Genomic DNA, 26,485 nt, shown 5'->3' on the forward strand with positions numbered 1-26,485 from the left:
AAACCTAAATTTCGGCTGAAGCCATGAGCTACGTGATGCATAAGGGGAGAAAGTAATGACTGAGATTGGACACTACATCGACAACGCCCGCGTTGCAGGCACGTCCGGCCGCAGCCAGCCGGTCTTCAACCCCGCAATTGGCCAGTCGGAGAAGTCCGTGGCCCTCGCCTCGGTCGAAGAAGTCAATGCCGCTGTCGCTTCAGCCAATGCCGCCTGGTCCAATTGGGCTTCCACGCCCGCGCTGCGTCGCGCGCGAATCCTTGATCGGTTCAAGATGATCCTCTGGGAGCGGGCGGACCAGCTTGCCGAGGTGATCTCGTCCGAACACGGCAAGACCCATGACGACGCGCTCGGCGAAGTGACCCGCGGGCTCGAGGTCGTGGAGTTCGCCGTCGGCGCACCGAACCTGCTCAAGGGCGAGATCACCGAGAACGTCGGTACCAATGTCGATAGCCACAGCCTGCGCCAGCCGCTCGGTGTCGTGGCAGGCATCACGCCCTTCAACTTTCCCTGCATGGTGCCGATGTGGATGTTCCCAGTGGCACTGGCCTGCGGCAACACCTTCGTCCTGAAGCCCTCCGAGCGCGATCCTTCCGCCTCGCTCTTGATTGCCGAATGGCTCACCGAGGCCGGCCTGCCCGAAGGCGTCTTCAACGTGGTTCAGGGCGACAAGCTGGCGGTGGACACGCTGCTCGAACACCCCGACGTCAAGGCGATCAGCTTCGTGGGCTCTACCCCGATCGCGAAATACATCTATGAGACCGGCACGAAGAACGGCAAGCGCGTCCAGGCACTGGGCGGCGCGAAAAACCACATGGTGATCCTGCCCGACGCCGATCTCGACATGGCGGCCAATGCCCTGATGGGCGCGGCCTACGGCTCCGCCGGGGAGCGCTGCATGGCGATCTCGGTGGCGGTTCCGGTGACCGACAAGGTGGCCGATGCCCTGGTCGAGAAACTCGTGCCGAAGATCGAGGCGCTCAAGGTCGGCCCTGCCGCGGACCGCGCGTCCGACATGGGACCGGTCGTCACGAAAGCCGCGCAGGAGAAGATCCTGGGCTACATCGACAAGGGCGAGGCCGAAGGGGCGAAGGTCGTCGTGGATGGCCGAGGCTTCAAGGCGCCGCAGGGCTATGAGGATGGCTACTTTGTCGGCCCAACCCTGATCGACGACGTTACGCCCGACATGACGATCTGGAAGGAGGAGATCTTCGGCCCGGTGCTCTCTATCGTGCGCCGCAACAGCTATGCCGATGCGGTCGACCTGGTGCATGCGCATGAATACGCCAATGGTGTGGCGATCTTCACCCGCGATGGTGACGCGGCCCGGAATTTCGGCCACGAGATCGAAGTGGGCATGGTTGGCATCAACGTGCCGATCCCGGTGCCGATGGCCTTCCACTCCTTTGGCGGCTGGAAGCAGTCCCTCTTCGGTGACCACCACATGCATGGCCCCGAAGGCATCCGCTTCTACACCCGGCTAAAGACAATCACCACGCGCTGGCCCACCGGCGTGCGCTCCGATCCGGAATTCGTCATGCCCACGATGGGGTAATCCGACTTCGAATATCCTGGAATGGCAGTAATTCAGGGGTCAGGCCAAACGGTCTGGCCCCATATGCATTCGGCGGCCAGCCTCTTGGGGATCGAATGGCATGATCGACCGGCACAGCCTGACAATTCGGACTGGCTATCGCCCGAAGGCGAGGTTGAAAGTCACGGGCACAGCTTCCTGGATCGAGTCGAGCCCGGCTATTTCTTGCAGTTCCGCAAGACCATCCGTGTAACCGAGATCACTTGCGTAGACGATGACAGGCATCTTGCTGCTCACGATCACGCGGTCATTGGAAGCGCGAGTGACATATGCAGCGGCTTCGTAGCCGGCCGAACTGCCATGGGCGTCGATTATCACATCAAAGACCGTCTCGGTTGTCATGCCGGCTTCCAGTCCCTGGAAAACGTCCAGATCAATTACCGCCGAGATCTTGGCCATGGGATAATCAGCCACCTTGAAAAGCAAATCCCGGACGCGCTGGTTGCGGATATCGATGAATGTCTCAATGGAAGCCAGGTAGATTTCAATCGACGCGGCACCGTCCTCAGCCACTTCGCCCGACATCGCCGAGAACAGATTAGCCTCAGCCGTATCTCCGTTCTTTGTTGAAACGTAGCTGATCGAGGAGACGGAGCCGTCAAGTGTCCATGCCAAGGCCGGACTCGAGGCCATGGCCGCACAGGCGGCGAGAATCAATCGCATTTGGAAACCCCTATAGTCTGATGCAGCGTGTATTTGCGACCTTCTGCACTTTCGCCACCACAGTCTGTGACATATCGCACATTCAAGGTCTGCCCGCCGTGGCAAGATCGCCCCGGCGATTTCTCAAGCCGTATTCTAGCGGCAGGGGAACTACGCAGGAGGCAGCGCTTTGCCAGAGTGTCTATGCTACAGACAAATGCGACCGGATGGCGCACCGCCCGAAAAAGACCTTGTTACCCGCGGCTTGTATCGCTAGAGAGGTCGGCGGAGACGTGGCCGAGTGGTCGAAGGCGCTCCCCTGCTAAGGGAGTATACCGGAAACGGTATCGAGGGTTCGAATCCCTTCGTCTCCGCCATTCCAAAGAAAATAAGACATCGTCAGTTGAAGGCTTCAGGTGCGTCAATGGGTTAGACACACGCCATGAAGCTCGTCTCCTATCCAAGCCGTTCGAAACATAGGGTATTGAAGGCGATTGTTGCGATAGTGAGGAACGCTTGAAGGTAGAACTTCGCAAGGGCAGATTCTGTATTCTAGGCGTACCATCAAGCTGATCAGGGAAAATGACGGATATGGCTTTTCGCCTTAGGCGATTGTTGAACTGCAGTCTGCCCTGCCCCAAATCCCTATCGCTACGACGCAATCTAAAGACTACTTGGCTGTGAATAGCTACAGAGGGGTTGGACCGAAAAGACCGCGAAAAAGGACGAGCAGGTCCCGGAGCGCATGATCGAGATATTTAGCCACAGACGAAGCATGGAAACGATCGCCCGGCATTGCGCAATTGAAGAAGCGGCCTATCTCAAAGAGCTGAACGATTGCTTCCAGGCCCTCCCTGTCACTCGCAACTGAATGGCGTCATACAACGCCGAACGACTTCATTCGTTCATGGATCGCAAAGTGCCGAAAGAGGGATACTGCGCAGGTCGAAAGGAGAAAGTGGCGGCATGAAACCTAACCCGGATACGCCTTAGAAACGTTGCCAAGCTATCGGGAAAGTTGGGACAACTTTATTTTAGCGACAGCGAGATGGCTAGCGGAGCGCGTCCCGTCGCCTGATGTGTCTCAAACATAATGAACTTAAGCTGAAGCAGAGTCACAGCAACCAACTGTTCATCTGCGAACTGAGCACCAGAAGTTCAGATCCACCGCGATCACGCAGCGAACGCTCGGAAACTCCAAGGCGCCAACTCGAGGCGAGTGTTATCGCCAAGACTGACGGACTTACCGCTATCAAAATCCAGGTAATCTCCGTGATACAGGCTTTCCTCGAACGATAATCCGAGGGCATCGGCGGAGAAGTTCATAACTACGAAGACCTTGCTCTCCGCGTTCTGACGCACGAAGCTAAGCGCTTTTCCAGGCGCGTCATTCACGACGAGAACCATACGCGCTCCCCAAGGCGCAGCCCACAAGGCCGAGTTTCGCATTCGAAACGTCAACAGGTGCTGGTAAAGCCTACCAATCTCATGCTCCCGCCACGCGATCGGATCCTTCTCGAAGAATGAAAGCCGCTTCGGATTGCCCGCTTCCTGGCCATTGTGGATCAGCGGTATACCCTCTCCGAGAACCGAGAGTGCGATTGCCGGGATGAGCGCATCACCCATGGCCTCGAACTGTGTGCCTTCCCAGGCATTCTTGTCGTGATTTTCGACGTGGATCATACGCTGCGCCTCGGCGGGCCAACCGCATTCGTTCTGTGAATAGTAGACGTAAAGCGCAAAGACATCCGCGTCGCGACTGGCTATCCGGCTCATGATGTCCCACCAGCTCCAGGCGTAGGTCGCGTCGAAGGCTCTTGCATGCATGTCCCGCTGCTCCCATTCTGCGAGCAAGAATACTGGCTTGATTTCATCCAGTTCCCGGCGGGCGTTGTTCCAGAAATCGATCGGAACGTGACCAGCCACATCACAGCGAAATCCGTCTACATCGGCTTCGCGCACCCAGAATTTCATAGCATCGGTCATGTAGCGGCGAAGATCTAGGTTCGAGTAGTCGAGGTCGATAATATCGTGCCAATCCCACCATGGCGTCGGTCGGAAGTTGCCTTGCCAGTCGCGAGCGTACCACTCTGGATGCTCATGACGCAGCGGATTGTCCCATGCAGTATGGTTTGCAACCCAATCGAGAATGACCCTTAAACCCAGATTGTGCGCAGCGGCGACAAAGCTCCGGAGGTCTTCGAAGGTTCCGAACTCCGGATTGACGCCAAGATGGTCGCTTATGGCGTAGGGGCTGCCCAGGCTGCCCTTGCGGTTCTCTTCTCCGATGGGATGAATTGGCATTAGCCAAACAACGCAGGCACCCAGCGCCTTAATACGGGGTAATTGGGCCTTTGCCGCCTCAAAAGTGCCTTCTACGGTGAACTGCCGCAGATTCAATTCATAGATCGCTCCACTTTTCGTCCATTCGGGATGAGTTATCTTCACGAATGGCTCAGGCGTGTAAGGGTCCGTCTCGGTCGTCAGATTGCGCATACTGGCTGGCTCATTCTTGCGATCTCATGTTCAAGACCAATTTGCATCCGCCGGCGCCGCGAGCAATCGCTCTCTTGCGGACGCATTTGGCGTTCAGTCGGTGCCCGTGTACATCCCCAGCCTAGCGCCGAAAAGGCATTGCAGTGCGCATCGCCATCTCCGAAGATCACCTCCGCTGAGACATCCGTTTGAGGCGAAAATGCGTACCTTCCTGATCATTCTCGACGATATGCCGGAGATGCTGAATGCCATGCGCTACGCAGCGATCAGAGCAGCCAAGACTGGAGGTGCCGTCCAGATGCTGGCGATCATCTCCAGCGAGGAATTTCAACATTTCATGGGTGTCGCAGATGTGATGCGTGCAGAGGCACATGAGAAGATCGAGGCGCACTTCCAAGTATTCAAGGACCGGATGGAAAAACGCGAAGGCATTTCTCCTTCGCTCGCAATTCGCGAGGGAGATAAGGTCGATGCCGTGCTTGCACACATAAAGGAGAATCCAGACGTCGGTTTGCTCGTTCTGGGTGCCGGAACTGGCAAGGGAGGCCCTGGTCCAGTCGTCACCGCCCTGACGGGCCGGCGTATGAGCGAGTTGCACGTCCCGATCACCATAGTGCCGGGTTCCATGACGAAGGACGAAATAATAGCCGTGACGTGACAATGAACTTAGAATGATTCCAGCCTTATCTTGACTTGCGGGGCTATCGGGCGCATTTACGCTGCCAATACGGGAGAGATCAGATGTTCATTCAGACCGAATCCACCCCGAATCCTGCCACGCTGAAATTCCTGCCCGGACAGGCCGTGATGCAGGCGGGAACGGCGGATTTTCCATCCGAGGCTGCAGCTCAGGCTTCGCCGCTTGCACGACGAATCTTTGCGACCGGCGAAGTGACCGGAGTATTTCTCGGACCAGACTTTGTGACGGTCACAAAATCCGATGACGCGGAATGGGCCCATATCAAGCCGGCTATTCTCGGTGCGGTACTAGAGCATTTCCAATCTGGCCAGCCGGCGATTGAAGGTGAGGCCGGATCCGTAGGCCACGCCGATCACGACGGACCAGATTCCGAGATCGTGGGGCAGATAAAGGAGCTGCTGGATACACGCGTGCGGCCCGCCGTCGCGCAGGACGGCGGCGATATTACCTTTCATGGGTTTGATCGTGGTGTTGTTTATCTGCACATGCAGGGTGCCTGTGCGGGCTGCCCTTCTTCGACCATGACCCTGAAGATGGGCATCGAAAACCTGCTGCGACATTACATCCCAGAGGTGGTGGAGGTTCGCCCGGTTGGTCTCTAATGCCACGGGGGTGCCGAATCCTTTGATACTTGCTTTTGACACATCGACCGCGCAATGCGCGGCCGCGATCGTTCACGAAGGCCACACCCTCACGAAGCGCGTTGAGCCCATGGGGCGCGGGCAAGCAGAGCGGCTTCTCCCCCTCCTCGCCGAGTGCCTACAAGAGATAGGGCTTGCCTGGGCCGATATCGATATGCTGGCTGTGTGTACCGGGCCGGGGAATTTCACCGGCATCAGGCTTTCCATCGCTGCAGCCCGGGGGTTAGCCATTTCCACGGGCACTCCGGCTATCGGGGTGAGCCTTTTCGAAGCCTATGCAGCCAGCCGATCTGGGAAGATGCTCGCTCTTGCACGCAACCCGCGTGGTAAACCTTATGCCCAACTCTTCGAAAATGGAATCGCGTTGAGCGGGCACCTTGCTGGCATCGAAGCTCTGGACGAGCTGCCGGCCGAAACTCTATGCATCGGCCACGGGGCCGATGAAGTTCGCAAGGAACTCAGACTCGAACAGGCCGAGGAAAGGATTGCTCCAGAGCCGGAATGGATCGGCCTTGCCGCGCTCAAGAAAAACCCTGCGTCCACGGAACGGCCATCACCTCTCTACCTGAGACCGGCCGATGCCGCACCATCGCAGCCCGCACCTGCTATCCTAGATGAACCCTGAGAAACTGGCGGCCATTCATGCCCTCTGCTTCACCTCTGCCCCGAGGCCCTGGTCAGCGGCGGAATTCTCCGGGCTCATTGGGTCGAACGGATCCGTACTGGTGGAAGGACCAGATAGTTTCGCTCTCGGTCGCCTCGTCGGGCCTGAAGCTGAAGTGCTCACGCTCGCAGTTGCACCAAGCCAAAGAAGAAGGGGCATCGCAATCCGATTGCTTGATGCGCTCCATTCCAGACTGTCCAAGCTCGGAGCCCAGGAAATTTTCCTTGAAGTCGCGGAGAAAAATGACCCGGCCTTGGCCCTTTACGAGAAAGTCGGTTATCGGCAGATAGGCCGACGAAAGGGTTACTACGCAGTGACCGGTGAACCAGCGGTTGACGCTATACTGCTTTCGCGCAGGCTCTGACAAAAATGGTCAATTCTCCGTTGGCAGTCAGAACAGCCTGAAGTGTCCAGGCCGGCAAAAACTTCACTGATACCTAGGCACTGGAACACCCTCATCCGTATCCGAAAAACCATTTGACCGCCCGAAGACCTTGGGCCTTTATTGAGCCCAACATGGTCCGCCCAGATGGGGCAAGGCACTAGGCCTATGTGCCTTGGAGCCGTTTTCGGCGGATCTTTTGCCTGCAGAACTCCTTGGAGGATCACGGATGACATTCGCACGCACTCTTGCTTCCGCTGCCACGTTCGCTCTCGTCGCCGGCGCTGGCCAGGCACAGGATGCCAATCCTGCGGTGATCTTCGATCTGGGTGGCAAGTTCGACCGGTCCTTCAACCAAGCGTCCTATGAAGGCGCCGAGCGGTTCAAGGAAGAAACGGGCATCGGTTACCGGGATTTCGAGTTGCAGAATGATGCCCAGCGGGAGCAGGCGCTCCGTCGCTTTGCCCAGCGCGGGCATGACCCTGTCATCACAGCCGGATTTTCATATGCGTCGGCTATGGAAACGGTCGCGGCCGAATTCCCTGATACGCGCTTCGTGATCGTTGACGCAGTCGTAGACCTGCCAAATGTGCGCTCTGTGGTCTTCAATGAACACGAAGGCTCCTATCTCGTGGGCCTCCTGGCAGCGATGGCTTCGGAGAACGACAAGATCGGTTTCGTCGGCGGAATGGACATTCCACTGATACGCAAGTTCGCCTGCGGATATGTGCAGGGGGCGAAGGCCACCAAACCCGAGATTGAAGTATACCAGAACATGACTGGAAATACCGGGCAGGCCTGGAACGATCCTCGCGGCGGCGAGATCGCCAAAAGCCAGATCGATCGGGGTGCCGACGTTGTCTACCACGCAGCCGGTGGGACCGGGATCTTCGTTCTTCAGGCCGCGGCAGATGCCGATGTTCTTGGTATCGGTGTCGATTCAAACCAGAACATGCTGCACCCGGGTCAGGTTCTGACCTCTATGGTCAAGCGCGTCGACAACGCCGTTTATGATGCGATGATGGATGTGCAGAATGGTGAATGGACGACCGGGCTCGAGGTTATGGGACTTTCCGAAGAAGGCGTTGGCTATGCGGTGGACGAGAACAATGCCGATTTGATCTCTGAAGAAATGGCTATGGCGGCGGAAGAAGCTAAACAGCAGATCATCTCCGGCGAGATCGAGGTTCACGACTACACTTCCGACGGATCCTGCCCCGTATCCTGATGGAGACCGGGGTGGCTCAGGGGGCAAGCGGGAAGAAGGATCTCGCCATTGAGCTTGTCGGGATCTCGAAGAGTTTCGGATCGGTTCAGGCGAATAGGGACATCCATCTGAAGGTGCGAAGGGGCACCATTCACGGCATTGTTGGCGAGAACGGCGCCGGCAAGTCTACCTTGATGTCGATTCTCTATGGCTTCTATGAAGCCGACAGTGGCGAAATCCGGATCAACGGAACTCCCACATCGATCCGCGACAGCAATTCTGCCATCAAGGCGGGTATCGGAATGGTTCACCAGCATTTCATGCTGGTTGAACCCTTTACGGTACTCGAGAATGTCATCCTCGGAGCAGAGGACGGCAAACTGCTACGCCCCTCTCTCGCCAAGGCCCGCTCCGAACTTACCCGGCTTGCGAAGGAATACGAACTACAGGTCGATCCGGAAGCCGTTGTGGGTGAACTATCCGTTGGCTTTCAACAGCGGGTGGAAATTCTCAAGGCTCTTTACCGCGAATGCGACATTCTGATCCTGGACGAACCGACCGGCGTGCTGACGCCCGCAGAGGCCGATCATCTATTCAGGATTCTTGACCACCTAAAATCCGAAGGCAAGACAATCATCCTGATCACTCACAAGCTAAGGGAGATCATGGCTGCGACGGACGACGTGAGCGTAATGCGTCGTGGGGAGATCGTCAGAACACTTGAGACAGCCTCTACCAATCCGGCAGAACTTGCCGAACTCATGGTTGGGCGCCGTGTTCTCCTTCGTGTCGAAAAGGGTTCTTCCAAACCCGGAGAAATTCTTCTCGAAGCACGGGAGCTTTGCCTGACGGACGAAAAGGGCATTACAAAGCTTAAATCCGTGAACCTTGAGGCGCGCGCGGGCGAGATCCTTGGAATCGCGGGCGTGGCGGGCAATGGCCAGTCAGAACTACTGGAAGTGCTTGCGGGTATTGCCCCTGCAACGAGCGGTGAGGTGTTCTTCAGAGGCGAGTCACTCGACACATCGCGCATTACCAATGCAGGAAGCCGGCGCGATCACGGAATTGCGCATGTGCCGGAGGATAGACACCGGCGCGGATTGGTCATGCCCTTCGCCGAGTGGGAGAATTCCTGCCTCGGCTATCAGGCGGAGCCGCGGTTCGAGGGCCCCGCGATGACCATGAACCGCAACGCAATCCGCGACCTAGCCCGTGAGAGCATCGAGCGTTTCGACATAAGACCGCCGAGTTGCGATCTCAAAACGGCGAACTTCTCTGGTGGCAACCAGCAAAAAATAGTGCTGGCTCGGGAGATCGCGCGTGAACCGGATGTCCTCTTGATTGGGCAGCCCACGCGCGGGGTTGATATCGGTGCTATCGAGTTCATCCACGCACAGATCGTTGCACTAAGAGACCGGGGAAAGGCAATAATACTCGTGTCCGTTGAACTTGATGAGATTCAGGCGCTTTCGGACCGCATATTGGTGATGTTTGACGGGCGCATCTCGGGTGAGCGGCTGGCCTCAGAGACTGATGAGCGTGAGCTCGGGCTCCTTATGGCCGGGATTACCCCGGGCAAGGGAGCGGCAGCATGAACCCGCATATGCCCCGCTGGGCCGATCTGATCCTCGTGCCGGCCCTCAACCTTCTCCTCGCCTTTTTGGTCGCCGGGCTGGTAGTTGTGTTCATTGGGGAGGACCCCTTCGAGGCCCTTCGCTGGCTAATTGTCGGGGCGCTCGGTTCAAGCTACGGTATTGGCTTTACACTCTACTACGCGACTACTTTCGTTTTCACCGGTCTTGCGGTGGCAATCGCCTTTCATGCCGGGCTTTTCAATATTGGAGGCGAAGGTCAGGCCGCGCTTGGTGGCATTGGCGTTACCTTGGTTTGTCTCGCTTTTCCCTGGCCACATTGGTTACTCGTATTGCCATTCGCGATCATCGGTGCCGGCCTCTTCGGAGCGGCGTGGGCTTTCGTGCCCGGCTACCTTCAGGCAAAGCGCGGCAGCCATATCGTCATCACGACCATAATGTTCAACTTCATTGCTTCGGCATTGGTGGTCTACTTGCTCGTGAATGTGTTGAAGGTTCCTGGAGCGATGGCACCGGAAACGCGCAACTTCGCGCCTGGCACCTTCTTGCCTTTCATGCATGAGATGTTGGGCGTATTCGGCATTTCGATGTCCACGACACCAATGAACTTCTCCGCCCTTCTCGCGCTTCTGGCGGCCTTTCTCACATGGGTTCTGATCTGGCGCACCCGTCTCGGATACGAAATGCGCGCGCTGGGGCATTCCGAACCAGCTGCCGTATATGGCGGCATTAACCCGGTAAGGATCACGGTAATTGCGATGGTGCTATCCGGCGCCATGGCCGGCATGATGGCGCTTAATGTAGTAATGGGATTTCAGCACCGGCTGGTTCTGGACTACGTCAGTGGCGCGGGTTTCGTCGGCATTGCAGTCTCCCTCATGGGTAGATCGCATCCGGTCGGTGTGGTTCTGGCGGCAATTCTATTCGGCATCCTGTATCAGGGTGGCGCCGAGCTTGCTTTCGAGATGCCCAACATCAGCCGAGAGATGATCGTCGTAATACAGGCTTTAGTGATCCTTTTCACTGGAGCGTTAGAGAACTTGGTCCGGGTGCCTGTGGCACGGCTCTTCGCCCGCTCCGGCGCGAGGGCTGCCTGATGGATATCGAGATCGCTGTCCAGATCGCGGGATCAAGCATTCGTCTGGCAACGCCACTTCTGCTCGCATGCCTTGCGGGCCTATATTCGGAACGCGCCGGTATTTTTGATATTGGGCTTGAAGGGAAAATGCTTGCGGCGGCGTTCATGGCCGCTGCAGTTGCCGCTGTAAGCGGCTCAGCTTGGGTTGGCCTCCTCGCGGGGGTTGCTGCATCTGTCGCGTTCTCGCTTATTCACGGCCTTGCCTCGATCACACTAAAAGGCAATCAGCTCATATCCGGCGTCGCAATCAACTTCCTTGCATCCGGTCTCACGGTACTGATCGGGCAGAACTGGTTCCAGATGGGGGGGCAAACGCCGCAGCTTTTGGCAGGCGGTCGCTTTATGGGGATCAACTTTCCATTATCCGAAAGCCTGGACGAAATCCCTCTGATTGGGCCCTTCTATTCGCACGTGGTGTCCGGACACAACATTCTTGTCTACATCGCGCTCTTAGCCGTACCTACAACATGGTGGATCCTGTTTCGCACGCGCTTCGGACTTCGATTGCGCGCGGTGGGCGAGAATCCCGGCGCAGTTGATACTGCTGGCATCTCGGTCGTACGCCTGCGCTATTCGGCCGTGCTGATCTGCGGGCTTCTTTGCGGTATCTCGGGCGCCTACCTTTCGACAGGCATGGCAGCAGGTTTCGTCCGCGAAATGACTGCCGGGAAGGGCTTTATTGCCTTGGCAGCGCTGATCTTTGCCAAGTGGCGACCCTGGCCAGCTCTCGGTGCCTGTCTCCTCTTCGGCTTTCTCGAGGCCATCGGCATCCGCTACCAAAGCATTGATGTCGGCGGCTTCGTCATACCTGTGCAGTTCATGCAAGCCCTGCCTTACATTCTGACGGTCGTGATCTTGGCGGGCTTCGTCGGCAAGGCCATTCCGCCAAAGGCGGGTGGCAAACCATACGTGAAGGAACGCTGACATGACCGCAGCCGATATAGTCCGTGAACGGGCCGGGGCAGACCCGATCGACACCGGCCTTATACTTGGATCTGGACTCGGGCATATCGCTGGAAAGATCGGAGGCGTGACCATTCCATACAGTGACCTACCCGGCTTTCCCCCGGCCGGTGTCTCAGGCCATGTGCCGCAACTTGCAATTGGAGAACTGGAAGGTGTGCGTGTTGCTGTTCTGGGCGGGAGAGCGCACTACTACGAGCATGGCGATCCCACAGTCATGCGCCCTGCGATCGAGACCCTCAAAGACCTCGGAGTTGGGGCCGTGCTCCTTACCAACGCTGCCGGCTCGCTCCGGACAAATGTTGCGCCGGGTGACGTGATGCTCATTGCCGACCACATCAACTTCTCCGGGCTTAATCCGCTGATCGGTGAAGCAACAGACGCACGATTTGTGAACATGGTCGATGCCTACGACCCAGGGATACGTAGCGACCTGCAGCGAGCCGCAACGGAAGAGGGCATTGCCCTCATCGAGGGCACCTATGCCTGGTATTCTGGCCCCAGCTTCGAGACGCCCGCCGAGATCCGCGCGCTTGGTATTCTGGGCGCCGATGCTGTTGGCATGTCGACGGTACCCGAAGTCATTCTCGCGCGGTTCTTCGGGATGAAGGTCGCGGGGCTATCTGTGGTCACGAATATGGCCGCAGGTCTGAGTTCGGAAGCCATCAGCCATGAACATACCAAGGCGATGGCCCCATTGGGAGCGGCCAAACTCGAAACAATCCTGCGCCGGTTTCTCGCATCAAGGTCGCATACAGCAACGAAGTCCTAGCGCGGGAGCCTGCCTTTCGATAGGCTTCATCCGGTGAGGTAGCGTTCCGGTCCGATGCAGATTTACTTGCCCATAGCGGAAGTTTCCGTGAATGCGTTCCTTCTGCTCGGCGTCGGTGGAATGGTCGGAATCCTTTCGGGCATGTTCGGGGTCGGCGGCGGGTTTATCCTGACGCCCTTGCTCTTCTTCATGGGCATTCCGCCGGGGGTGGCGGTCGCGTCGGCCGCAAACCAGATTGCGGGGTCTTCCTTTTCAGCCCTGCTAGCGCATCTCGCCAAGCGAACCGTCGATATCAAGATGGGGATCGTTCTGCTTGCGGGAGGCCTGCTCGGCTCGTTTCTCGGGGTGATGCTGTTCGCTCTTCTCAAGAGCATGGGACAATATGAACTCGTAGTCAGTCTTCTCTACGTGGTATTGCTTGGAACAATTGGCATCTTGATGCTCATCGAAAGCGTCCGGGCACTGCGTCGCGCGCGTGATCCAAATGCCGGCCTCATTTCGCGCAAACGACACACTTGGGCACATGGATTGCCTCTGAAGATGCGGTTCCGCGCCTCCCAACTCTACGTCAGCGCAATACCACCTTTCGTGATCGGTATCCTTGTCGGCATCTTGGCTGCCATTATGGGCGTTGGCGGAGGATTCATCATGGTCCCGGCCATGATCTACCTGATCGGCATGCCGACAAAGGTCGTGGTAGGTACCTCACTTTTTCAGTTCCTGTTCGTGACTGGCTTCACAACCATTATGCATGCAATAGAGAACAAATCGGTCGATGTGGTCCTGGCAGTCATACTCCTACTGGGTGGAGTAATCGGCGCGCAGATCGGAGTTCGGCTGGCGACGCGCCTGAAGGCCGAACAATTGCGAATTCTCCTCGCCATGGTCGTAATCGGCGTGTGCCTCAAGCTTGCATCGGACTTGGTGCTCAGACCCGCGGAACTGTATTCGATTGAGCTGTCCGGCTCATGATACGACACGCCTTCCTGCTGTTCATTTTGGCGACCGTTAGTCCAGTGTCCGCAATAGCACAGGAAAGCGTGATTACCGGGCTTTCAACAGAAAACATAGCTCTCAATGCAACCTTCAACGGGTCCGAACTGTTCGTCTTCGGCGCAATCCGGCGCGACGCTCCGGTCCCTGAAGGCTCTGCGCCGCTCGATGTGATCATTACCATCAAGGGGCCGGAAGAGCCGGTCACCGTGCGAAGAAAAAGCCGGTTATTCGGCATTTGGGTGAACGATGCGTCGGTGGGTGTGCGGGAAACCCCGAGCTTCTATGCCATTGCGACGACCCGTCCACTTCAAGACCTGCTCACCGAAACCGAGCGGCTCCGTTACGGCATCGGGATGGATCAGGCCGTGCGCAAGGTCGAATCGCACCCCGGAATAACGAACCTTTCGCCTTTTGCCGAGGCCGTCGTGCGTTTGCGGGAGAAAACGGGGCTGTACGAACAACTTTATGGTTCAGTCGATCTAGCGGAAGAAACGCTTTTTCAGGCACATATCCGCCTGCCGGCCAACATCATTGAGGGTGAATATACTGCACAGTTCTTCCTCGTGCGCGACAGAACGGTTGTATCATCGGGAACATCGGAAATCACAGTCCAGAAGACCGGCATCGAGCGTTGGCTCTTCAACCTCGCTCAGGAAAAACCGCTCATCTACGGAATACTTTCAGTTGCTCTCGCGCTGGCCGCCGGATGGCTGGCTGCCACGGCTTTCCGCCTCTCCAAGAGGTAGCCGATCAAGTTGCTCCTCAATCCGTTGAAGTCGGCCCAGCACCGCATCACGGTATTCATCGGTCAGAGCATCCGTTTCGGCCGAATGGGCGTCCTGCATGGAATTCACTACAAGTCCGACGATCAGGTTCACCACCGCGAAAGTGGTTACAAGGATGAAGGGCACGAAGAAAGCCCAGGCCCATGGATAGACTTCCATCACCGGGCGCACGATCCCCATGGACCAACTTTCCAGCGTCATGATCTGAAACAGTGAGTAGGCAGACAGGCCGATCGTACCGAACCATTCCTGGAAGGAATCCCCAAACAGCTTTGTGGCCATGACTGCGCCGATATAAAAGATCAAAGACATCAACGCAAAAACAGATGCCATGCCCGGAAGGGCGGAAATCAGACCCTCGATGACCCGTCGCAGACTTGGGACCAGCGAGATTGCCTTGAGGACACGCAGGATGCGCAGCGAGCGCAGGACGGAGAAGCTCTCGGCCGCAGGTGCAAGGCTGATGCCGACAATGATGAAGTCGAAGATGTTCCAGCCGTCGCGGAAGAAACTGAGTCGGTAAGCCATCAGTTTTAGTGCGATCTCAACCACGAATATTGCAAGGCACAGATAATCGATGGTCTTGAGGAGCGGGCCTGCGACGGCCATCGCTGCATCGGAGGTTTCAAGCCCCAGAACGACGGCGTTCAACACGATGACACCGAGGATGAAGTTGCGGAACTTTGCTGTTTCCACAAGGGCTGCGAGGCCATCCCGCTTCATCAAAGTTTGCATTCCTGCGAGCTCCCGAACCGTGCAATCCTGCGCCTCACATGGCGAAAAACACAGCGTCACACAAGTGGCCGAACTGTCATTCAGTGTTGGCCACTTTCATTAAGTCCGGTGCTTGCGTGCTACGCCGCAAGTCCGCCGTGCCCAGCTTCTCTGACGGACGCGCCATGGCATAGCGTGTGACCCAAACAAGCCGCTCCTCGGCTCGGGTAATCGCCACATAGGTAAGGCGTTTCCAAAGCGGCAGTCCCGCTTCATTCCTGCCAGAGCGGGCTGCGGCGATGATATCGGGCGCAAAGAGCTGGACTGACGGCCATTGCGATCCTTGCGCCTTGTGAATGGTAACTGCGGCTCCATGCAAGAACACAGCCCCCATGCGCGCAGCAGACGGAATGAACGGCTCCTCCTCTCCCGGGCTTTCGATCTGAATGATGCTTGCTACGCTGATTTGCGGATCTTCGGTGCCAATCAGAAAGAGCCTACTGAAGCCCGGGCGAGTACCTGGACCGACATAGACGGCCTGCGCTCCCTTCACGAGGCCCCTCGCCTCAAGATCCATCCGCCGTTTGCGGTGCTTGAGTGGCAATTCTATCCCGTCGCAGATGAGCGGTTCACCGGGCGAAAGGCCATCGGCTGGTGCGTTGTGCGCAAGCCGAAAGGCATGGATCAGCCGGATCCGTGTATCATTGCGCCAAACGAGAACCGGTGCGCGGGCCATCGCATCCGGGTCCACACGGCGAGCCACGACAACACGGTCATCCTTGGCCGCGGCTTCATGTATGCGATCCTCGAAAGCGTGAAAATCAAGGTTCTCATCGCCAAGTGCGTGTGCCAGATCAATGATCGGGTTATCCGACGCCTGTCGGTGCACCCGCGCAAGTGAAAGCCGATCATCCTGTGGCAGGCTTTCAAACACCATACCCTCATTGCCCGAGCCTACGGGTGCCAGCTGGGCGGGATCGCCAAACAGGATCAGGGTGGAGAAGAGCTCGCGCAGATCTTCGTATTGCCGAGCATCGAGCATCGAGGCTTCATCGATCAGGCCGATATCGAGAGGTTCGTCCCGCCGCTTCCATCCCTTGATGAAGTCGGAGCCGCGCAATCCCGCACTGGCAAGCGCGCCTGGAATTGAAGAATGCAGTTTGTAGAAGGCCTGCGCCCGGTCGAGCGCCTCATCGGACATGCTTTCGACATCCGGCCGTTCTGCTTTTCCCGACAGCCACTCGGCAATTGCCTCGTATTCGGGCTCATAGATCGGCGTGTAAAGGATGCGATGAATGGTCGTGGCCGGGACACCGCGCCCTCGCAGCACGCTGGCTGCCTTGTTCGTCGGGGCCAGCACTGCCAAGGATCGCTTCTCGCGCGACTTGCGGCTCTCGTAATCACCCGAAACGGTTTCGACGCCAGCGGCGGAAATTGCCTTAACCAGCTCCGCCAAGAGCATCGTCTTCCCCGATCCGGCCTTGCCTACAACGGCGAGCGTGGGTTGTTCGCTGCGGATATCCGGAACGAGATCGCCATTGGCGATATCGACCCCCGCAGCATTCAGCACGGCTCCAATGCGGTCCCATGCGCGTTTCTGATCTGGCGAAAACTCCATGGCACCCGATTTGGCCGTGTTTTCACCTCTCTACAGGTTCATCCCCCTGCCGACCAGCGTTCCGGCCCGTCGATATGCTTTTGTTTGATAACAAGACAGGCGGAGGTGAAGCGGGCTCAGGCGACGGCGAGTTGGCGCTCTTCGCTCGGAAATCGGGATGGAAAGCTCGCATCATACCAGGACTGGATCAGTTCGGTCGGAATACCGGAATGACGGCAGAGTTGGTCGCGAGCCTCTTCTGTCACGTTCCAAATGCAGACGCTGATCTTCTCGCGCCCCTCTCCTTTGGTTCCGATGATATCAGGAACATGACCGGCGCGGCGGTAGAGCCCCAGAACGCGCGTATATATCACGCCCAGCGCTTGTTCGAGGCCACTCCGCAGGCCAATCTCGATGCCCATCGCCATCAGGCCACCAGCAACAGCAGGCGATGCGCCAGGTGCCAGGCAAAAGCGCGTGCATTCCCAGATGAGCGGCGAAGAAATACGGACACCATCGGTGCAATCGAGAAAATGCTCCGCGGTCATGGTCCGGCCCATCGTCGGCATCAGCCGGATCGAACCCGCATGACGACCTTGGGGGTCCTGCCAGATCAAATACATCGGGTTGAGCGCATCGTATTGATCCCGCTCCTGTCCATCCTCATCTACAGTAACGTCCCAGTTAAGTCGATCCCTGAACTGAAAAGCACGGTCTTTGAACATGGTTTCTGCAAGAAGGGGATACGCTTTGAGTTCGTCGGCGTAGAGACAATGGATCATTTTGACCTCCTGAATGCTTTCGCGAGTTCAGTTATCGTCTCAGGGCCTTAATAAAGGCCGAGCGTGCGCTGCTTCAATATTTCGGCAACGATCCGGTTGGAAGGATGATTCCCTTTGCCAAAGCCAGCGCGACGGCATGGGTCACGTTCGCGGCTCCAAGCTTGTGCCGCGCGGAGTCTATATAGGCACGCAGGGTGTTCTCGGAGATATTCAGAGAGTCCGCTACGCTCGCCCGGCTAGAACCGACGCTAAGTTGCGCCAAGGCCTCGCGTTCCCGTGGCGAAAGGTCTGCAGTGGGCGGGTCGACCTCCTCGTTCAGGATCCGGGTTGTCTGTTGATGGACAAGATGCGCCGTGAGAAGGATATCCTTGGCCTTCCGGCGGGTGAACTCCGCCCAAGTTGCATCGTCAGCCTGATGATTGACGGAAAACAGCGCAAACTCGCCGCTGGGTCCCCAGATCGGCACAGCCCAACCTTGGTTGCCAACACCGGCCTCGACCGCCTCCTTCAGGAACTTCCGCGCGGCGGAGCTCGACCAATCGCAAGATTTCCAGTCCATGGGATGGAAACGGCGCATGGCGCCAAGAACGATCGGATCAACGCTTTTGTAATCCTTTTCCACGTATCGACGAACCCATTCGATCGGATACGTGAAAGCCCCTACCTGCTCACCTTTGACATTCGCAGTATGATAGAGAACGTGTGAAACACCTAGGTAATCACGAAACTCATGCGCCCAGACTTGAAGTTCCTCAATGGACTTCGTTGTCTGCAAACGCTCGAGCAAAGCCTCTAGGGTTTCCTTTGACACTCTTTACCGTTCCTGACTCCGCAACTCGCGCGCCGATTTCGGTCGCCGCTACGAAGATTGCGTCATCAAGCTGTTCTGCAAGAACTAGCATTCCGTTCTGCTCGGAAAACTGCCTGATATCTTTGAGAATATCAATCACCCAGTCGGCTTTCATGTGCGTGTCCTGAGGTTTGTGCCAATTTCGCTTGAATTGTTACTAACACACGTCGGGGTTGCGGAAAATTCGCCAATTCTGCCCCCTCATTTATGAGGGGTGGGCCCTTTTCCAACACATTGAAATTGCGCCATCGGGGTTCAAAAAACGAATCGCCCCGCTCGAGCGGGGCGACCAAGTGATTCGAATCTATACTTGCAGATGAGACAGGCGCTTGGTGTCCTAGCGCTTGCTGGCTTCCAGAGTGTCCTCAAAGGTACGCAGTCCGGTCACCGGCGCGTTGACGAGAACCGCCATGTTTCCCGGCTTGTGAAGGTTCTTGCGCATCTTCACATGTGCATCCGGGATTTCTGCCCAGGGAAAGACCTCGGACATGCAAGGATCGATCCGCCTCTCGATGACCAGCTTGTTCGCCGCGCTCGCCTGCTTGAGGTGAGCGAAGTGGCTGCCCTGCAGACGCTTCTGGTGCATCCACATGTAGCGCACGTCGAACGTGGTATTGAACCCCGTGGTCCCGGCGCAAATGACGACCATGCCGCCTTTCTTGACCACCAGCGTTGAAACCGGGAAGGTCGCCTCCCCGGGATGTTCGAAGACCATATCGACATTCACGCCCTTGCCCGTGATCGCCCAGATCGCCTTTCCGAACTTGCGTGCCTCCTTCAGCCAGTCGTTGTATTCCGGCGTGTTGACCGTCGGAAGCTGGCCCCAGCAATTGAAATCCTTGCGATTGATGACACCTTTCGCGCCGAGGCTCATGACGAAATCGCGCTTGTCCTCCTCGGATATGACACCAATCGCGTTCGCGCCGGCCGTGTTGGCAAGCTGGATAGCAAAGGATCCCAAACCACCCGAAGCGCCCCAGACCAGGACATTCTGGCCTGGCTTGAGCTCATGCGGATGGTGGCCGAACAGCATGCGATAGGCAGTGGCCAACGTCAGCGTATAGCAGGCGCTTTCCTCCCATGTCAGGTGACGCGGGCGCGGCATGAGCTGCTGGGCCTGCACCCGAGTGAACTGTGCGAAGGATCCATCTGGCGTCTCATAGCCCCAGATCCGCTGGGTCGGCGAGAACATCGGGTCACCACCGTTGCAATCCTCGTCATCGCCATCGTCCTGATTGCAGTGGATGACGACCTCATCGCCAACCTTCCAGCGATTGACCTTGTCGCCAACCGCCCAGACGATGCCCGAGGCGTCCGATCCTGCGATGTGATAGGGCTGCTTGTGGACGTCGAACATGCTGATCGGGATGCCGAGCCCGGCCCAGATCCCGTTGTAGTTGACGCCCGCCGCCATGACAAAAACCAGCACTTCATGGCTGTCGAGTTTCGGTGTTTCGACGACTTCAACCTTCATCGCCTTGTCGGGTTCACCTTGCCGCTCACGGCGGATCGCCCACGCGTACATTTGCTTGGGCACGTATCCCAGCGGCGGGATCTCACCGATCTCGTAGAGGTCCTTTTGCGGCGCATCATAGTCGGGCTGTGTCGCAGGGGCGTCCAGAGGGGCCATCGTCGATATCCTTTGTAACATGTGCGCACCTCAAAGCTCAGAGCGCGCAACTTTATTGCCGAACTCGCTACGAAAGATCATTTACATTATCCATCCCGCAGTGCAAACGGTTTTCCGCCTTGGAGGACGCGAATTTGGACGAAAGTTTAATCCGGATTACGCAAAATTCACGCAATAATGTTTCTCACGTTTGCGCTGCAGCAGCAAAACGCGTATCTTCAGGCTCGAAACCGGTATGATTCGTATGAGCGAGACCTTGATGAGCGAGACGACACGCGACAGACCCTGGCTGTTCCGCACCTATGCGGGCCACTCAACCGCCGAGAAATCCAACGAGCTCTATCGGGGCAATCTCGCAAAGGGCCAGACCGGCCTCTCGGTCGCCTTCGATCTGCCAACCCAAACAGGCTACGACAGCGATCATGTTCTCTCTCGGGGAGAAGTGGGCAAGGTCGGTGTGCCGGTCAGCCACCTGGGTGACATGCGCGCGCTCTTCGACCAGATCCCGCTCGATCAGATGAATACGTCGATGACGATCAACGCCACGGCCTCCTGGCTGCTCGCTCTCTATGTCGCAGTTGCTGAGGAACAGGGCGCGGACATCTCGAAACTTCAGGGAACCGTCCAGAACGACATCATCAAGGAATACCTTTCGCGCGGTACATATGTATTCCCGCCCGAACCATCTTTACGGCTAATTGGGGACGTCGCTGAATATTGCTACCAAAATGTTCCCAAGTGGAATCCTATGAACGTCTGCTCGTATCATCTACAGGAGGCGGGCGCGACGCCAGAGCAGGAACTTGCATTCGCACTCGCCACGGCAACCGCGGTGCTCGATCAGGTGAAGGCGCGTGTCGATCCTGCGGATTTTCCGAAAATGGTGGCGCGGATCTCCTTCTTCGTGAATGCGGGCATCCGTTTCGTGACGGAAATGTGCAAGATGCGCGCCTTCGTCGATCTCTGGGACGAAATCTGCCGGGAACGCTATGGCGTCGAGGACCCGAAACTTCGCCGCTTCCGCTATGGCGTGCAGGTCAACTCGCTTGGTCTGACCGAGCAGCAGCCAGAGAACAATGTCTATCGCATTCTCATTGAAATGCTCGCCGTCACCTTGTCGAAGAAGGCCCGTGCCCGCGCGGTGCAGCTCCCTGCTTGGAACGAGGCTCTGGGCCTCCCCCGACCGTGGGACCAGCAATGGTCACTCCGGATGCAGCAGATCATGGCCTACGAGACAGACCTGCTGGAATATGATGATCTCTTCGACGGCAATCCGGCTGTCGACCGCAAAGTCGAGGACCTGAAGGCGGGAGCTCGTGACGAATTGGCCCGGATCGACGAAATGGGCGGGGCGGTTGCCGCAATCGATCATATGAAATCCGCATTGGTGTCGGCCAACTCTGCGCGACTTGGCCGGATCGAGGCGGGCGAAACAACGGTCGTTGGGGTCAATAAATTTACGGGCGGAGAAGATTCTCCGCTCACCGCCGGCGATGGCGGTATCATGGTGGTCGATCCGGCTGTCGAGGCCGATCAGATCGCAAGGTTGCAAACCTGGCGCGACGGACGAGATGCGGCGGCGGTTGAAAAAGCACTGTCCGATCTGCGCACAGCGGCATTGAGCGGCGAGAACATCATGGGGCCGTCGATCGCCGCCGCGAAAGCCGGTGTCACAACCGGCGAGTGGGGCGCGATAATGCGTGAGATTTTCGGCGAGTATCGTGCCCCCACAGGCGTGGGAAAGGCCGCGAACACAGTAGGAGACAACCTCGACGACGTGCGCCGGGCAGTTGAGGCCGCCAGTGCAAGGCTCGGTCGACGGGTAAAGTTTCTCGTTGGCAAACCTGGGCTTGACGGTCACTCGAACGGTGCTGAACAGATCGCGGTGCGCGCGCGGGACTCCGGCATGGAGGTTGTCTACGAGGGCATTCGCCTTACGCCTGCACAGATCGTCAACGCCGCACTGGAAGAATCCGTTCATGTTATTGGATTATCTATACTTTCTGGATCGCATATCCCGCTGGTCACGGAAATCCTGGAGCGGATGCGGCGCGACGGTATAGACGATATTCCGCTGGTCGTGGGCGGGATCATTCCTGAGAGCGATGCGGAAGAAATGCGGCGGGCGGGCGTGGCCCGAGTCTACACACCGAAGGATTTCGATCTGAACAAGATCATGATGGATATTGTGGAGCTTGTGGAGGGGGAGGGCCGCGAGGCCGCCTGATCTGATGACAGAAAATACCCCGACGGGTCGCGTCCTGCGGCCCGCGCTTCGTTCTGACGCGGAAGCACTCTGGTCGATCCTCGAACCAATCTTCCGCGCCGGAACAACCTATTGTATATCAAAAGCAATTTCACGAAGCGATGCGCTGGACTTCTGGGTCGGAGGTTCTCACCAAGCATACGTGCTCGAAGAAAACGGCGTAGTGCTGGGAACCTACTATATCTGCCCCAATCAGCGGGGGGGAGGGGCGCATGTGGCGAATGCGGGTTTTGCGACCGCTTTGGCGGCGAAAGGCCGCGGGGTCGCGCGCGCCATGCTCACTCACGCGCTTGAGGAAGCGCGGGCGCGCAAGTTCCGGGCAATGCAGTTCAACTTCGTGGTTGAAACCAACACACGGGCGATAAACCTCTGGAAACAGGCGGATTTCGAGGTTGTGGGCCGGCTGCCCGGCGCGTTCCTCCATCCCTCGAAGGGCTATGTCGATGCGCTGGTGATGTATCGCAAGCTCTGAGCGGGCCATCAACCGGACGGGGGTCGGACCCGGCGGAATCCGCGTATGGAATCGATATGGTTTCGGTATGGAAACGGTATGGCTGTTTCATACATACCGGATTTTACCAGCCGTTAGGACCTTCTGAAACGCAGACCTCCGGCCCGTCGGGTGCCGCGCGAAGCGACACCCGACCGATAGGGGACTTTCAGCCCTTGAACATGACCTTGCCGGTACGGCCGGGGGTAAGGGCGGCCTTCACAGCCTCGGTGGGGTGGTCGAGGTCGAAGACGGCCTCGACCTGAAGGACCAGTTCGCCCTTTGCCACGAGCGTCACGAGTTCCTTGATGAGACGTTGCCGCACCTCGGGATCCATCTCGGCGCTGACACGCGATCCCCAGAAGCCCTTCACGGTGATCTGCTTCATGATCAGTTCACCGGAGGAAAGCGGCATGGGCGCGCCGGTGGCGGTGCCGAAGACGACGAGTTCGCCATCCGGGCCAAGGAGCTCGACCAGCGCGGCGGACGTATCGCCACCGATGGAATCGATGGCGGAGACCACCCTGCCCTCTCCGATGATCTCGCGGGCCTTGTCCTTCCAGTCGGGCTCGGAGGTGGAGACCACATTCGTCATGCCTGCGGCTTCGATTTCCTCGGCGGCCTCACTGCGGCGCACGAGGTTGAGCAGGTTAATACCGCGCGATTTCGCCAGGACGCTCATGATCCGGCCGACGGCACCATTGGCCGCCGTCTGGATGATCCAGTCCCCTTCATCGGCCTTGAGCGTTTCGAGAAGCGAGATGGCAGAAAACGGCATGGCGATGATCTGCGCGCCCATCTCGTCCGTGATCTGCTCCGGCAGGAGAAGAAGATTGTCGGCGGGTGCGAGAAAGCTCTCGGCCCAGGAGCCATGGACGCCGGCTACGGCGACGCGCTGGCCGACGAGATCGGAATTGCCACCCGGCCCCACGGCCTCGACGACACCTGCGGCTTCCGACCCGCCAATGGCGCCTGGAAGCGGCGGCTTGTAGCCGTAATTGCCGCGGACGGTCCAGAGATCGTGGTTGTGGATCGGTGAGAGAATGGTGCGGACGCGGACCTGCCCCTCGCCAGGCTCGGGCGATGCAACATCGCGGGTTTCCAGAACGTCCTGCGGTTCGCCGAATGTGTCGTGAACGGCTGCTTTCATTGCTCTTTCCTTTCGCGCGCTCGGCATGGGGGGAGCGCGTTCAATCTGGCTTGCGAGGCGGCGTGTGCCTCACCCCGCTCGGGCATCTTACATCGTCATGTCGCGTCGAGACGTCCAGTGCCTCGCGCTGAAACATATGGCGGAGCAGCGACACGTCCATGTGAGCGGTGCGCTCGGACGTCGGCTCGAACAAAGAATTAGGGGGTGTTCGCAAACCGTGTTGGTCCGCTATGCAGACGAATTTGACATTCAGTCAGAAGGGCCGAAAGAGCGCGAACAGCCCTCTACGGTCATTCTTTTATTTCGCGGCGAACGAAGGTGGCGAGCCTCTTCTTACCATTAGTACCCGGCCTTAATGGCCCGGAACCGAGGTGCGTAGCACCGCCGGGCCAGCGCCCGTCCGCCCCATGGGCGGGCGCTCACTCAGCCAGCATTCTCAAGACCAGTCGCGCGTGGTGTCGGCACCATAAATTGCGCTGCACAGTCCGCAGGACGCGCCACCCTCGGACGGCCGCTGGCCCCCGCGCCACCGGCACGGCTCGGCGAATGGCGGCTCCCTTGCCTTCGGGACCGATGGCTATCGCGGGCTCGAAGCAAACCTTTTCGCGACACCGGGTTTATAATGCTCAGGACAAAGCGAACCAACACGGCTTGCGGACACCCCGAAAAAACAAGCCCCGTCAGCGAAGTGACGGGGCCGGGTCGTTTCGATTGCTGCCGCATGGGCGGGCCGGAGAACCGGCCCGTTCGCGGCCCCGCCGGCGGGAGATATCAGAACTTCGAGCGTTCGGATTTCAGCGCCAGCCAGAGGCAGTAGCACATCATCAGCACCACGAGCGTGAAGGGAATGCCGGTGGAGACTGCGGCCCCCTGCAGGGCGCTGAGCCCGCCGCCCAGAAGCAGGGCGATAGCCACAAGGCCTTCGAGCGTGCACCAGAAGACGCGCTGCACCACGGGCGCGTCCATCTTGCCGCCTGCGGTAATCGTGTCGATCACCAGCGAGCCGCTGTCGGACGAGGTGACGAAGAAGATCACGATCAGCACGAGCGAGATCGGGGCGACGAGGCCGTAGAGCGGCAGCTCGCGGAGGAACCCGAAGAGCGCGCCCTCGGGGGCATAGCTGTCGACCACAGTCGCCGTGACGCCTTCGGCGCCGCCGGCGTTGATCATGTCGATCGCGGCCCCGCCGAAGGTGGACATCCAGAGCGCGCAGACGGCGGTGGGGGCGATCAGGACGCAGAGGATGAATTCACGCACCGTGCGGCCGCGCGAGATCCGCGCGATGAACATGCCGACGAAGGGCGACCATGCGATCCACCAGGCCCAGTAGAAGGTGGTCCAGCCGTGGAAGAAGCTCTCATCCTCGCGGCCGAACGGATTGGAGAGCGCCGGCAGGGTCACGATGTAGTCCGCCATAACACCGAAATAGCGGGTGATGCCCGTGACGACGCCGGTGACGAAGAGAACGAAGAAGAACAGCACCACAGCCATGATCATGTTGATTTCGGAGAGCCGCTTCACGCCCTTGTCCATGCCCAGCAGCACCGAGCCCAGCGCGATGGCGGTAATGCCGATGATGAGCATGACGGTGACGGTGTTGGACGGTTCGATTCCGACGATCTCGTTCAGGCCCGCCGCGACCTGCTGTGCGCCAAGGCCGAGCGAGGTTGTCAATCCGAAGAGGGTCGAGAAGACCGCCAGAGTGTCGATGATGTGACCCCACCAGCCCCAGACGCGCTCCCCGAGGATCGGGTAGAAGGCCGAGCGCAGGGTGAGCGGCAGGCCGAGGTTGTAGCAGAAGATCGCGAGGCTCAGGCCCACGGCGGCGTAGACCGCCCAGGCTTCCAACCCCCAGTGGTGGATGGTGCCCACGACGCCGATATATTCGTTGCCCGGCTGGCTGGCATCGATACCGAGGGGCTGCGCCGCGCCGCCTTCGGCGAAGTTGTAGTAGACCGGCTCCAGCACCCCGAAGAACAGGAGGCCGATCCCGATGCCGGCCGCGAACAACATCGCGATCCAGCCGGGATAGGTGTAGTCGGGTTTCGCGTCCTTTCCGCCGATCCGGACCGAGCCCACGGGCAGGATGATGAGCGCGAGGCAGAAGAGCGTGATCGCGTTCACCGAAAGCACGAGGAACCAGTCGAAGGTGCTGGTGAGCCATGGCCGCAGCCAGCCGAAGAAGGTGGCCGAGGCCTCCTGGTTGGCGAGTGCGAGAAGCACGAACGCGATGATCAGTAGGCTCGATATCAGGAAGACCGGATTGTGGATATCCAGACCGAGTGGGCGAATGTTGTCCTGTCCCATCTCGTAGTCGGTTGAGAAATCAAGCTCCCCGTCCGACGAATTTGCGGGATCGGTAGATGACATGTTCTTGTTTCCCCTCGGTTCTATCTTCACTTGGCCCGGTCTTCGCCCCTCGCGTGGGACGCTC

Annotated in this window: 24 protein-coding genes and 1 tRNA gene; 15 read left to right on the forward strand and 10 right to left on the reverse strand. The window is 58.4% G+C overall.

Annotated elements, in window-relative coordinates:
• Window positions 1–55: 55 nt before the first annotated feature.
• Complete coding sequence (locus tag ACP15W_RS11995) at window positions 56–1,555, forward strand: CoA-acylating methylmalonate-semialdehyde dehydrogenase (RefSeq protein ID WP_424933132.1); 1,500 nt, start codon at window positions 56–58, stop codon at window positions 1,553–1,555.
• 135 nt (window positions 1,556–1,690) lie between these two features.
• On the opposite strand, the gene ACP15W_RS12000 is transcribed toward ACP15W_RS11995, so the two are convergent.
• Window positions 1,691–2,257 (reverse strand): YceI family protein, encoded by a 567-nt coding sequence (locus ACP15W_RS12000; RefSeq protein ID WP_424933133.1) that lies wholly within the window; start codon window positions 2,255–2,257, stop codon window positions 1,691–1,693.
• A gap of 266 nt (window positions 2,258–2,523) precedes the next feature.
• Between ACP15W_RS12000 and ACP15W_RS12005 the strand changes: the two genes are divergently transcribed.
• A tRNA-Ser gene (locus ACP15W_RS12005) sits at window positions 2,524–2,613 on the forward strand.
• 796 nt (window positions 2,614–3,409) lie between these two features.
• Here the strand turns inward: ACP15W_RS12005 and ACP15W_RS12010 are convergent.
• The gene (locus ACP15W_RS12010; protein WP_424933134.1) at window positions 3,410–4,732 is read right to left on the reverse strand and encodes an alpha-amylase family glycosyl hydrolase; all 1,323 of its coding nucleotides are present in this window, start codon (window positions 4,730–4,732) and stop codon (window positions 3,410–3,412) included.
• A gap of 199 nt (window positions 4,733–4,931) precedes the next feature.
• On the opposite strand from ACP15W_RS12010, the gene ACP15W_RS12015 reads away from it, so the two are divergent.
• From ACP15W_RS12015 to ACP15W_RS12065, 11 genes are all read left to right on the forward strand, one after another.
• Window positions 4,932–5,390 (forward strand): universal stress protein, encoded by a 459-nt coding sequence (locus ACP15W_RS12015; RefSeq protein WP_424933135.1) that lies wholly within the window; start codon window positions 4,932–4,934, stop codon window positions 5,388–5,390.
• A gap of 83 nt (window positions 5,391–5,473) precedes the next feature.
• Window positions 5,474–6,034, forward strand: coding sequence for a NifU family protein (locus ACP15W_RS12020; RefSeq protein ID WP_424933136.1), 561 nt, complete (start codon window positions 5,474–5,476; stop codon window positions 6,032–6,034).
• Window positions 6,024–6,698 carry a tRNA (adenosine(37)-N6)-threonylcarbamoyltransferase complex dimerization subunit type 1 TsaB gene (gene tsaB, locus ACP15W_RS12025; RefSeq protein WP_424933137.1) on the forward strand — a complete coding sequence of 225 codons (675 nt, stop codon included), beginning with the start codon at window positions 6,024–6,026 and terminating at the stop codon, window positions 6,696–6,698. Before ACP15W_RS12020 ends, tsaB begins: the two co-directional genes overlap by 11 nt.
• On the forward strand, window positions 6,688–7,101 hold the full coding sequence (locus tag ACP15W_RS12030) for a GNAT family N-acetyltransferase (protein ID WP_424933138.1): 414 nt from the start codon (window positions 6,688–6,690) through the stop codon (window positions 7,099–7,101). Before tsaB ends, ACP15W_RS12030 begins: the two co-directional genes overlap by 11 nt.
• Before the next feature lie 247 nt (window positions 7,102–7,348).
• Window positions 7,349–8,347 (forward strand): BMP family lipoprotein, encoded by a 999-nt coding sequence (locus ACP15W_RS12035; RefSeq protein ID WP_424933139.1) that lies wholly within the window; start codon window positions 7,349–7,351, stop codon window positions 8,345–8,347.
• An 11-nt stretch (window positions 8,348–8,358) separates the two neighbouring features.
• The gene (locus tag ACP15W_RS12040) at window positions 8,359–9,921 is read left to right on the forward strand and encodes an ABC transporter ATP-binding protein (protein ID WP_424933140.1); all 1,563 of its coding nucleotides are present in this window, start codon (window positions 8,359–8,361) and stop codon (window positions 9,919–9,921) included.
• Complete coding sequence (locus ACP15W_RS12045) at window positions 9,918–11,015, forward strand: ABC transporter permease (protein ID WP_424933141.1); 1,098 nt, start codon at window positions 9,918–9,920, stop codon at window positions 11,013–11,015. The genes ACP15W_RS12040 and ACP15W_RS12045 overlap by 4 nt, the downstream gene beginning before the upstream one ends.
• On the forward strand, window positions 11,015–11,980 hold the full coding sequence (locus ACP15W_RS12050) for an ABC transporter permease (protein ID WP_424933142.1): 966 nt from the start codon (window positions 11,015–11,017) through the stop codon (window positions 11,978–11,980). Before ACP15W_RS12045 ends, ACP15W_RS12050 begins: the two co-directional genes overlap by 1 nt.
• A gap of 1 nt (window position 11,981) precedes the next feature.
• A complete protein-coding gene (locus tag ACP15W_RS12055) occupies window positions 11,982–12,791 on the forward strand; it encodes a purine-nucleoside phosphorylase (protein ID WP_424933143.1) in 810 nt (269 codons plus the stop codon).
• A gap of 54 nt (window positions 12,792–12,845) precedes the next feature.
• Complete coding sequence (locus ACP15W_RS12060) at window positions 12,846–13,763, forward strand: sulfite exporter TauE/SafE family protein (protein ID WP_424933144.1); 918 nt, start codon at window positions 12,846–12,848, stop codon at window positions 13,761–13,763.
• Window positions 13,760–14,533, forward strand: a complete 774-nt coding sequence (locus tag ACP15W_RS12065) for a TIGR02186 family protein (protein ID WP_424933145.1) — start codon at window positions 13,760–13,762, stop codon at window positions 14,531–14,533. The genes ACP15W_RS12060 and ACP15W_RS12065 overlap by 4 nt, the downstream gene beginning before the upstream one ends.
• Here the strand turns inward: ACP15W_RS12065 and ACP15W_RS12070 are convergent.
• The 6 genes from ACP15W_RS12070 to ccrA form a co-directional block, all read right to left on the reverse strand.
• A complete protein-coding gene (locus ACP15W_RS12070) occupies window positions 14,468–15,307 on the reverse strand; it encodes an ion transporter (RefSeq protein ID WP_424933146.1) in 840 nt (279 codons plus the stop codon). The two genes, ACP15W_RS12065 and ACP15W_RS12070, sit on opposite strands and share 66 nt — an antisense overlap.
• A gap of 76 nt (window positions 15,308–15,383) precedes the next feature.
• Window positions 15,384–16,904: an ATP-dependent DNA helicase gene (locus ACP15W_RS12075; protein WP_424933147.1), complete on the reverse strand. Its 1,521-nt coding sequence runs from the start codon at window positions 16,902–16,904 to the stop codon at window positions 15,384–15,386.
• A gap of 116 nt (window positions 16,905–17,020) precedes the next feature.
• Window positions 17,021–17,665 (reverse strand): acyl-homoserine-lactone synthase, encoded by a 645-nt coding sequence (locus ACP15W_RS12080; protein ID WP_424933148.1) that lies wholly within the window; start codon window positions 17,663–17,665, stop codon window positions 17,021–17,023.
• A 73-nt stretch (window positions 17,666–17,738) separates the two neighbouring features.
• Window positions 17,739–18,476 carry a helix-turn-helix transcriptional regulator gene (locus ACP15W_RS12085; RefSeq protein ID WP_424933149.1) on the reverse strand — a complete coding sequence of 246 codons (738 nt, stop codon included), beginning with the start codon at window positions 18,474–18,476 and terminating at the stop codon, window positions 17,739–17,741.
• Window positions 18,418–18,630 (reverse strand): hypothetical protein, encoded by a 213-nt coding sequence (locus ACP15W_RS12090; protein ID WP_424933150.1) that lies wholly within the window; start codon window positions 18,628–18,630, stop codon window positions 18,418–18,420. The genes ACP15W_RS12085 and ACP15W_RS12090 overlap by 59 nt, the downstream gene beginning before the upstream one ends.
• A gap of 222 nt (window positions 18,631–18,852) precedes the next feature.
• A complete protein-coding gene (gene ccrA / locus ACP15W_RS12095; protein WP_424933151.1) occupies window positions 18,853–20,145 on the reverse strand; it encodes a crotonyl-CoA carboxylase/reductase in 1,293 nt (430 codons plus the stop codon).
• 259 nt (window positions 20,146–20,404) lie between these two features.
• On the opposite strand from ccrA, the gene ACP15W_RS12100 reads away from it, so the two are divergent.
• Both ACP15W_RS12100 and ACP15W_RS12105 read left to right on the forward strand, forming a co-directional pair.
• A complete protein-coding gene (locus ACP15W_RS12100; protein WP_424933152.1) occupies window positions 20,405–22,372 on the forward strand; it encodes a methylmalonyl-CoA mutase family protein in 1,968 nt (655 codons plus the stop codon).
• Window positions 22,373–22,376: 4 nt separating this feature from the next.
• Window positions 22,377–22,883, forward strand: coding sequence for an N-acetyltransferase family protein (locus ACP15W_RS12105; protein WP_424933153.1), 507 nt, complete (start codon window positions 22,377–22,379; stop codon window positions 22,881–22,883).
• Between the two features lie 187 nt (window positions 22,884–23,070).
• On the opposite strand, the gene ACP15W_RS12110 is transcribed toward ACP15W_RS12105, so the two are convergent.
• Both ACP15W_RS12110 and ACP15W_RS12115 read right to left on the reverse strand, forming a co-directional pair.
• On the reverse strand, window positions 23,071–24,051 hold the full coding sequence (locus ACP15W_RS12110) for a zinc-binding dehydrogenase (protein WP_424933154.1): 981 nt from the start codon (window positions 24,049–24,051) through the stop codon (window positions 23,071–23,073).
• A gap of 771 nt (window positions 24,052–24,822) precedes the next feature.
• Entirely contained in the window at window positions 24,823–26,421 is a 1,599-nt protein-coding gene (locus ACP15W_RS12115; protein ID WP_424933155.1) for a BCCT family transporter, read from the reverse strand.
• Between the last annotated feature and the right edge of the window lie 64 nt (window positions 26,422–26,485).

Source organism: Amaricoccus macauensis (assembly GCF_049800915.1).
Taxonomy (GTDB): domain Bacteria; phylum Pseudomonadota; class Alphaproteobacteria; order Rhodobacterales; family Rhodobacteraceae; genus Amaricoccus; species Amaricoccus macauensis_A.

Bases quoted from the DNA above. Each gene is read 5' to 3' on its own strand.
- ACP15W_RS12055 (WP_424933143.1), top strand. From the start codon at position 11,982: ATGACCGCAGCCGATATAGTCCGTGAACGGGCCGGGGCAGACCCGATC.
- ACP15W_RS12100 (WP_424933152.1), top strand. From the start codon at position 20,405: ATGAGCGAGACGACACGCGACAGACCCTGGCTGTTCCGCACCTATGCG.
- ACP15W_RS12070 (WP_424933146.1), bottom strand. From the start codon at position 15,307: ATGCAAACTTTGATGAAGCGGGATGGCCTCGCAGCCCTTGTGGAAACA.
- ACP15W_RS12050 (WP_424933142.1), top strand. From the start codon at position 11,015: ATGGATATCGAGATCGCTGTCCAGATCGCGGGATCAAGCATTCGTCTG.
- ACP15W_RS12020 (WP_424933136.1), top strand. From the start codon at position 5,474: ATGTTCATTCAGACCGAATCCACCCCGAATCCTGCCACGCTGAAATTC.
- ACP15W_RS12110 (WP_424933154.1), bottom strand. From the start codon at position 24,051: ATGAAAGCAGCCGTTCACGACACATTCGGCGAACCGCAGGACGTTCTG.
- ACP15W_RS12015 (WP_424933135.1), top strand. From the start codon at position 4,932: ATGCGTACCTTCCTGATCATTCTCGACGATATGCCGGAGATGCTGAAT.
- ACP15W_RS12080 (WP_424933148.1), bottom strand. From the start codon at position 17,665: ATGATCCATTGTCTCTACGCCGACGAACTCAAAGCGTATCCCCTTCTT.
- ACP15W_RS12000 (WP_424933133.1), bottom strand. From the start codon at position 2,257: ATGCGATTGATTCTCGCCGCCTGTGCGGCCATGGCCTCGAGTCCGGCC.
- ACP15W_RS12060 (WP_424933144.1), top strand. From the start codon at position 12,846: ATGCAGATTTACTTGCCCATAGCGGAAGTTTCCGTGAATGCGTTCCTT.
- ACP15W_RS12030 (WP_424933138.1), top strand. From the start codon at position 6,688: ATGAACCCTGAGAAACTGGCGGCCATTCATGCCCTCTGCTTCACCTCT.
- ACP15W_RS12045 (WP_424933141.1), top strand. From the start codon at position 9,918: ATGAACCCGCATATGCCCCGCTGGGCCGATCTGATCCTCGTGCCGGCC.
- ACP15W_RS12065 (WP_424933145.1), top strand. From the start codon at position 13,760: ATGATACGACACGCCTTCCTGCTGTTCATTTTGGCGACCGTTAGTCCA.
- ACP15W_RS12010 (WP_424933134.1), bottom strand. From the start codon at position 4,732: ATGCGCAATCTGACGACCGAGACGGACCCTTACACGCCTGAGCCATTC.
- ACP15W_RS11995 (WP_424933132.1), top strand. From the start codon at position 56: ATGACTGAGATTGGACACTACATCGACAACGCCCGCGTTGCAGGCACG.
- ACP15W_RS12075 (WP_424933147.1), bottom strand. From the start codon at position 16,904: ATGGAGTTTTCGCCAGATCAGAAACGCGCATGGGACCGCATTGGAGCC.
- ACP15W_RS12105 (WP_424933153.1), top strand. From the start codon at position 22,377: ATGACAGAAAATACCCCGACGGGTCGCGTCCTGCGGCCCGCGCTTCGT.
- ACP15W_RS12090 (WP_424933150.1), bottom strand. From the start codon at position 18,630: ATGAAAGCCGACTGGGTGATTGATATTCTCAAAGATATCAGGCAGTTT.
- ACP15W_RS12115 (WP_424933155.1), bottom strand. From the start codon at position 26,421: ATGTCATCTACCGATCCCGCAAATTCGTCGGACGGGGAGCTTGATTTC.
- ccrA (WP_424933151.1), bottom strand. From the start codon at position 20,145: ATGGCCCCTCTGGACGCCCCTGCGACACAGCCCGACTATGATGCGCCG.
- ACP15W_RS12035 (WP_424933139.1), top strand. From the start codon at position 7,349: ATGACATTCGCACGCACTCTTGCTTCCGCTGCCACGTTCGCTCTCGTC.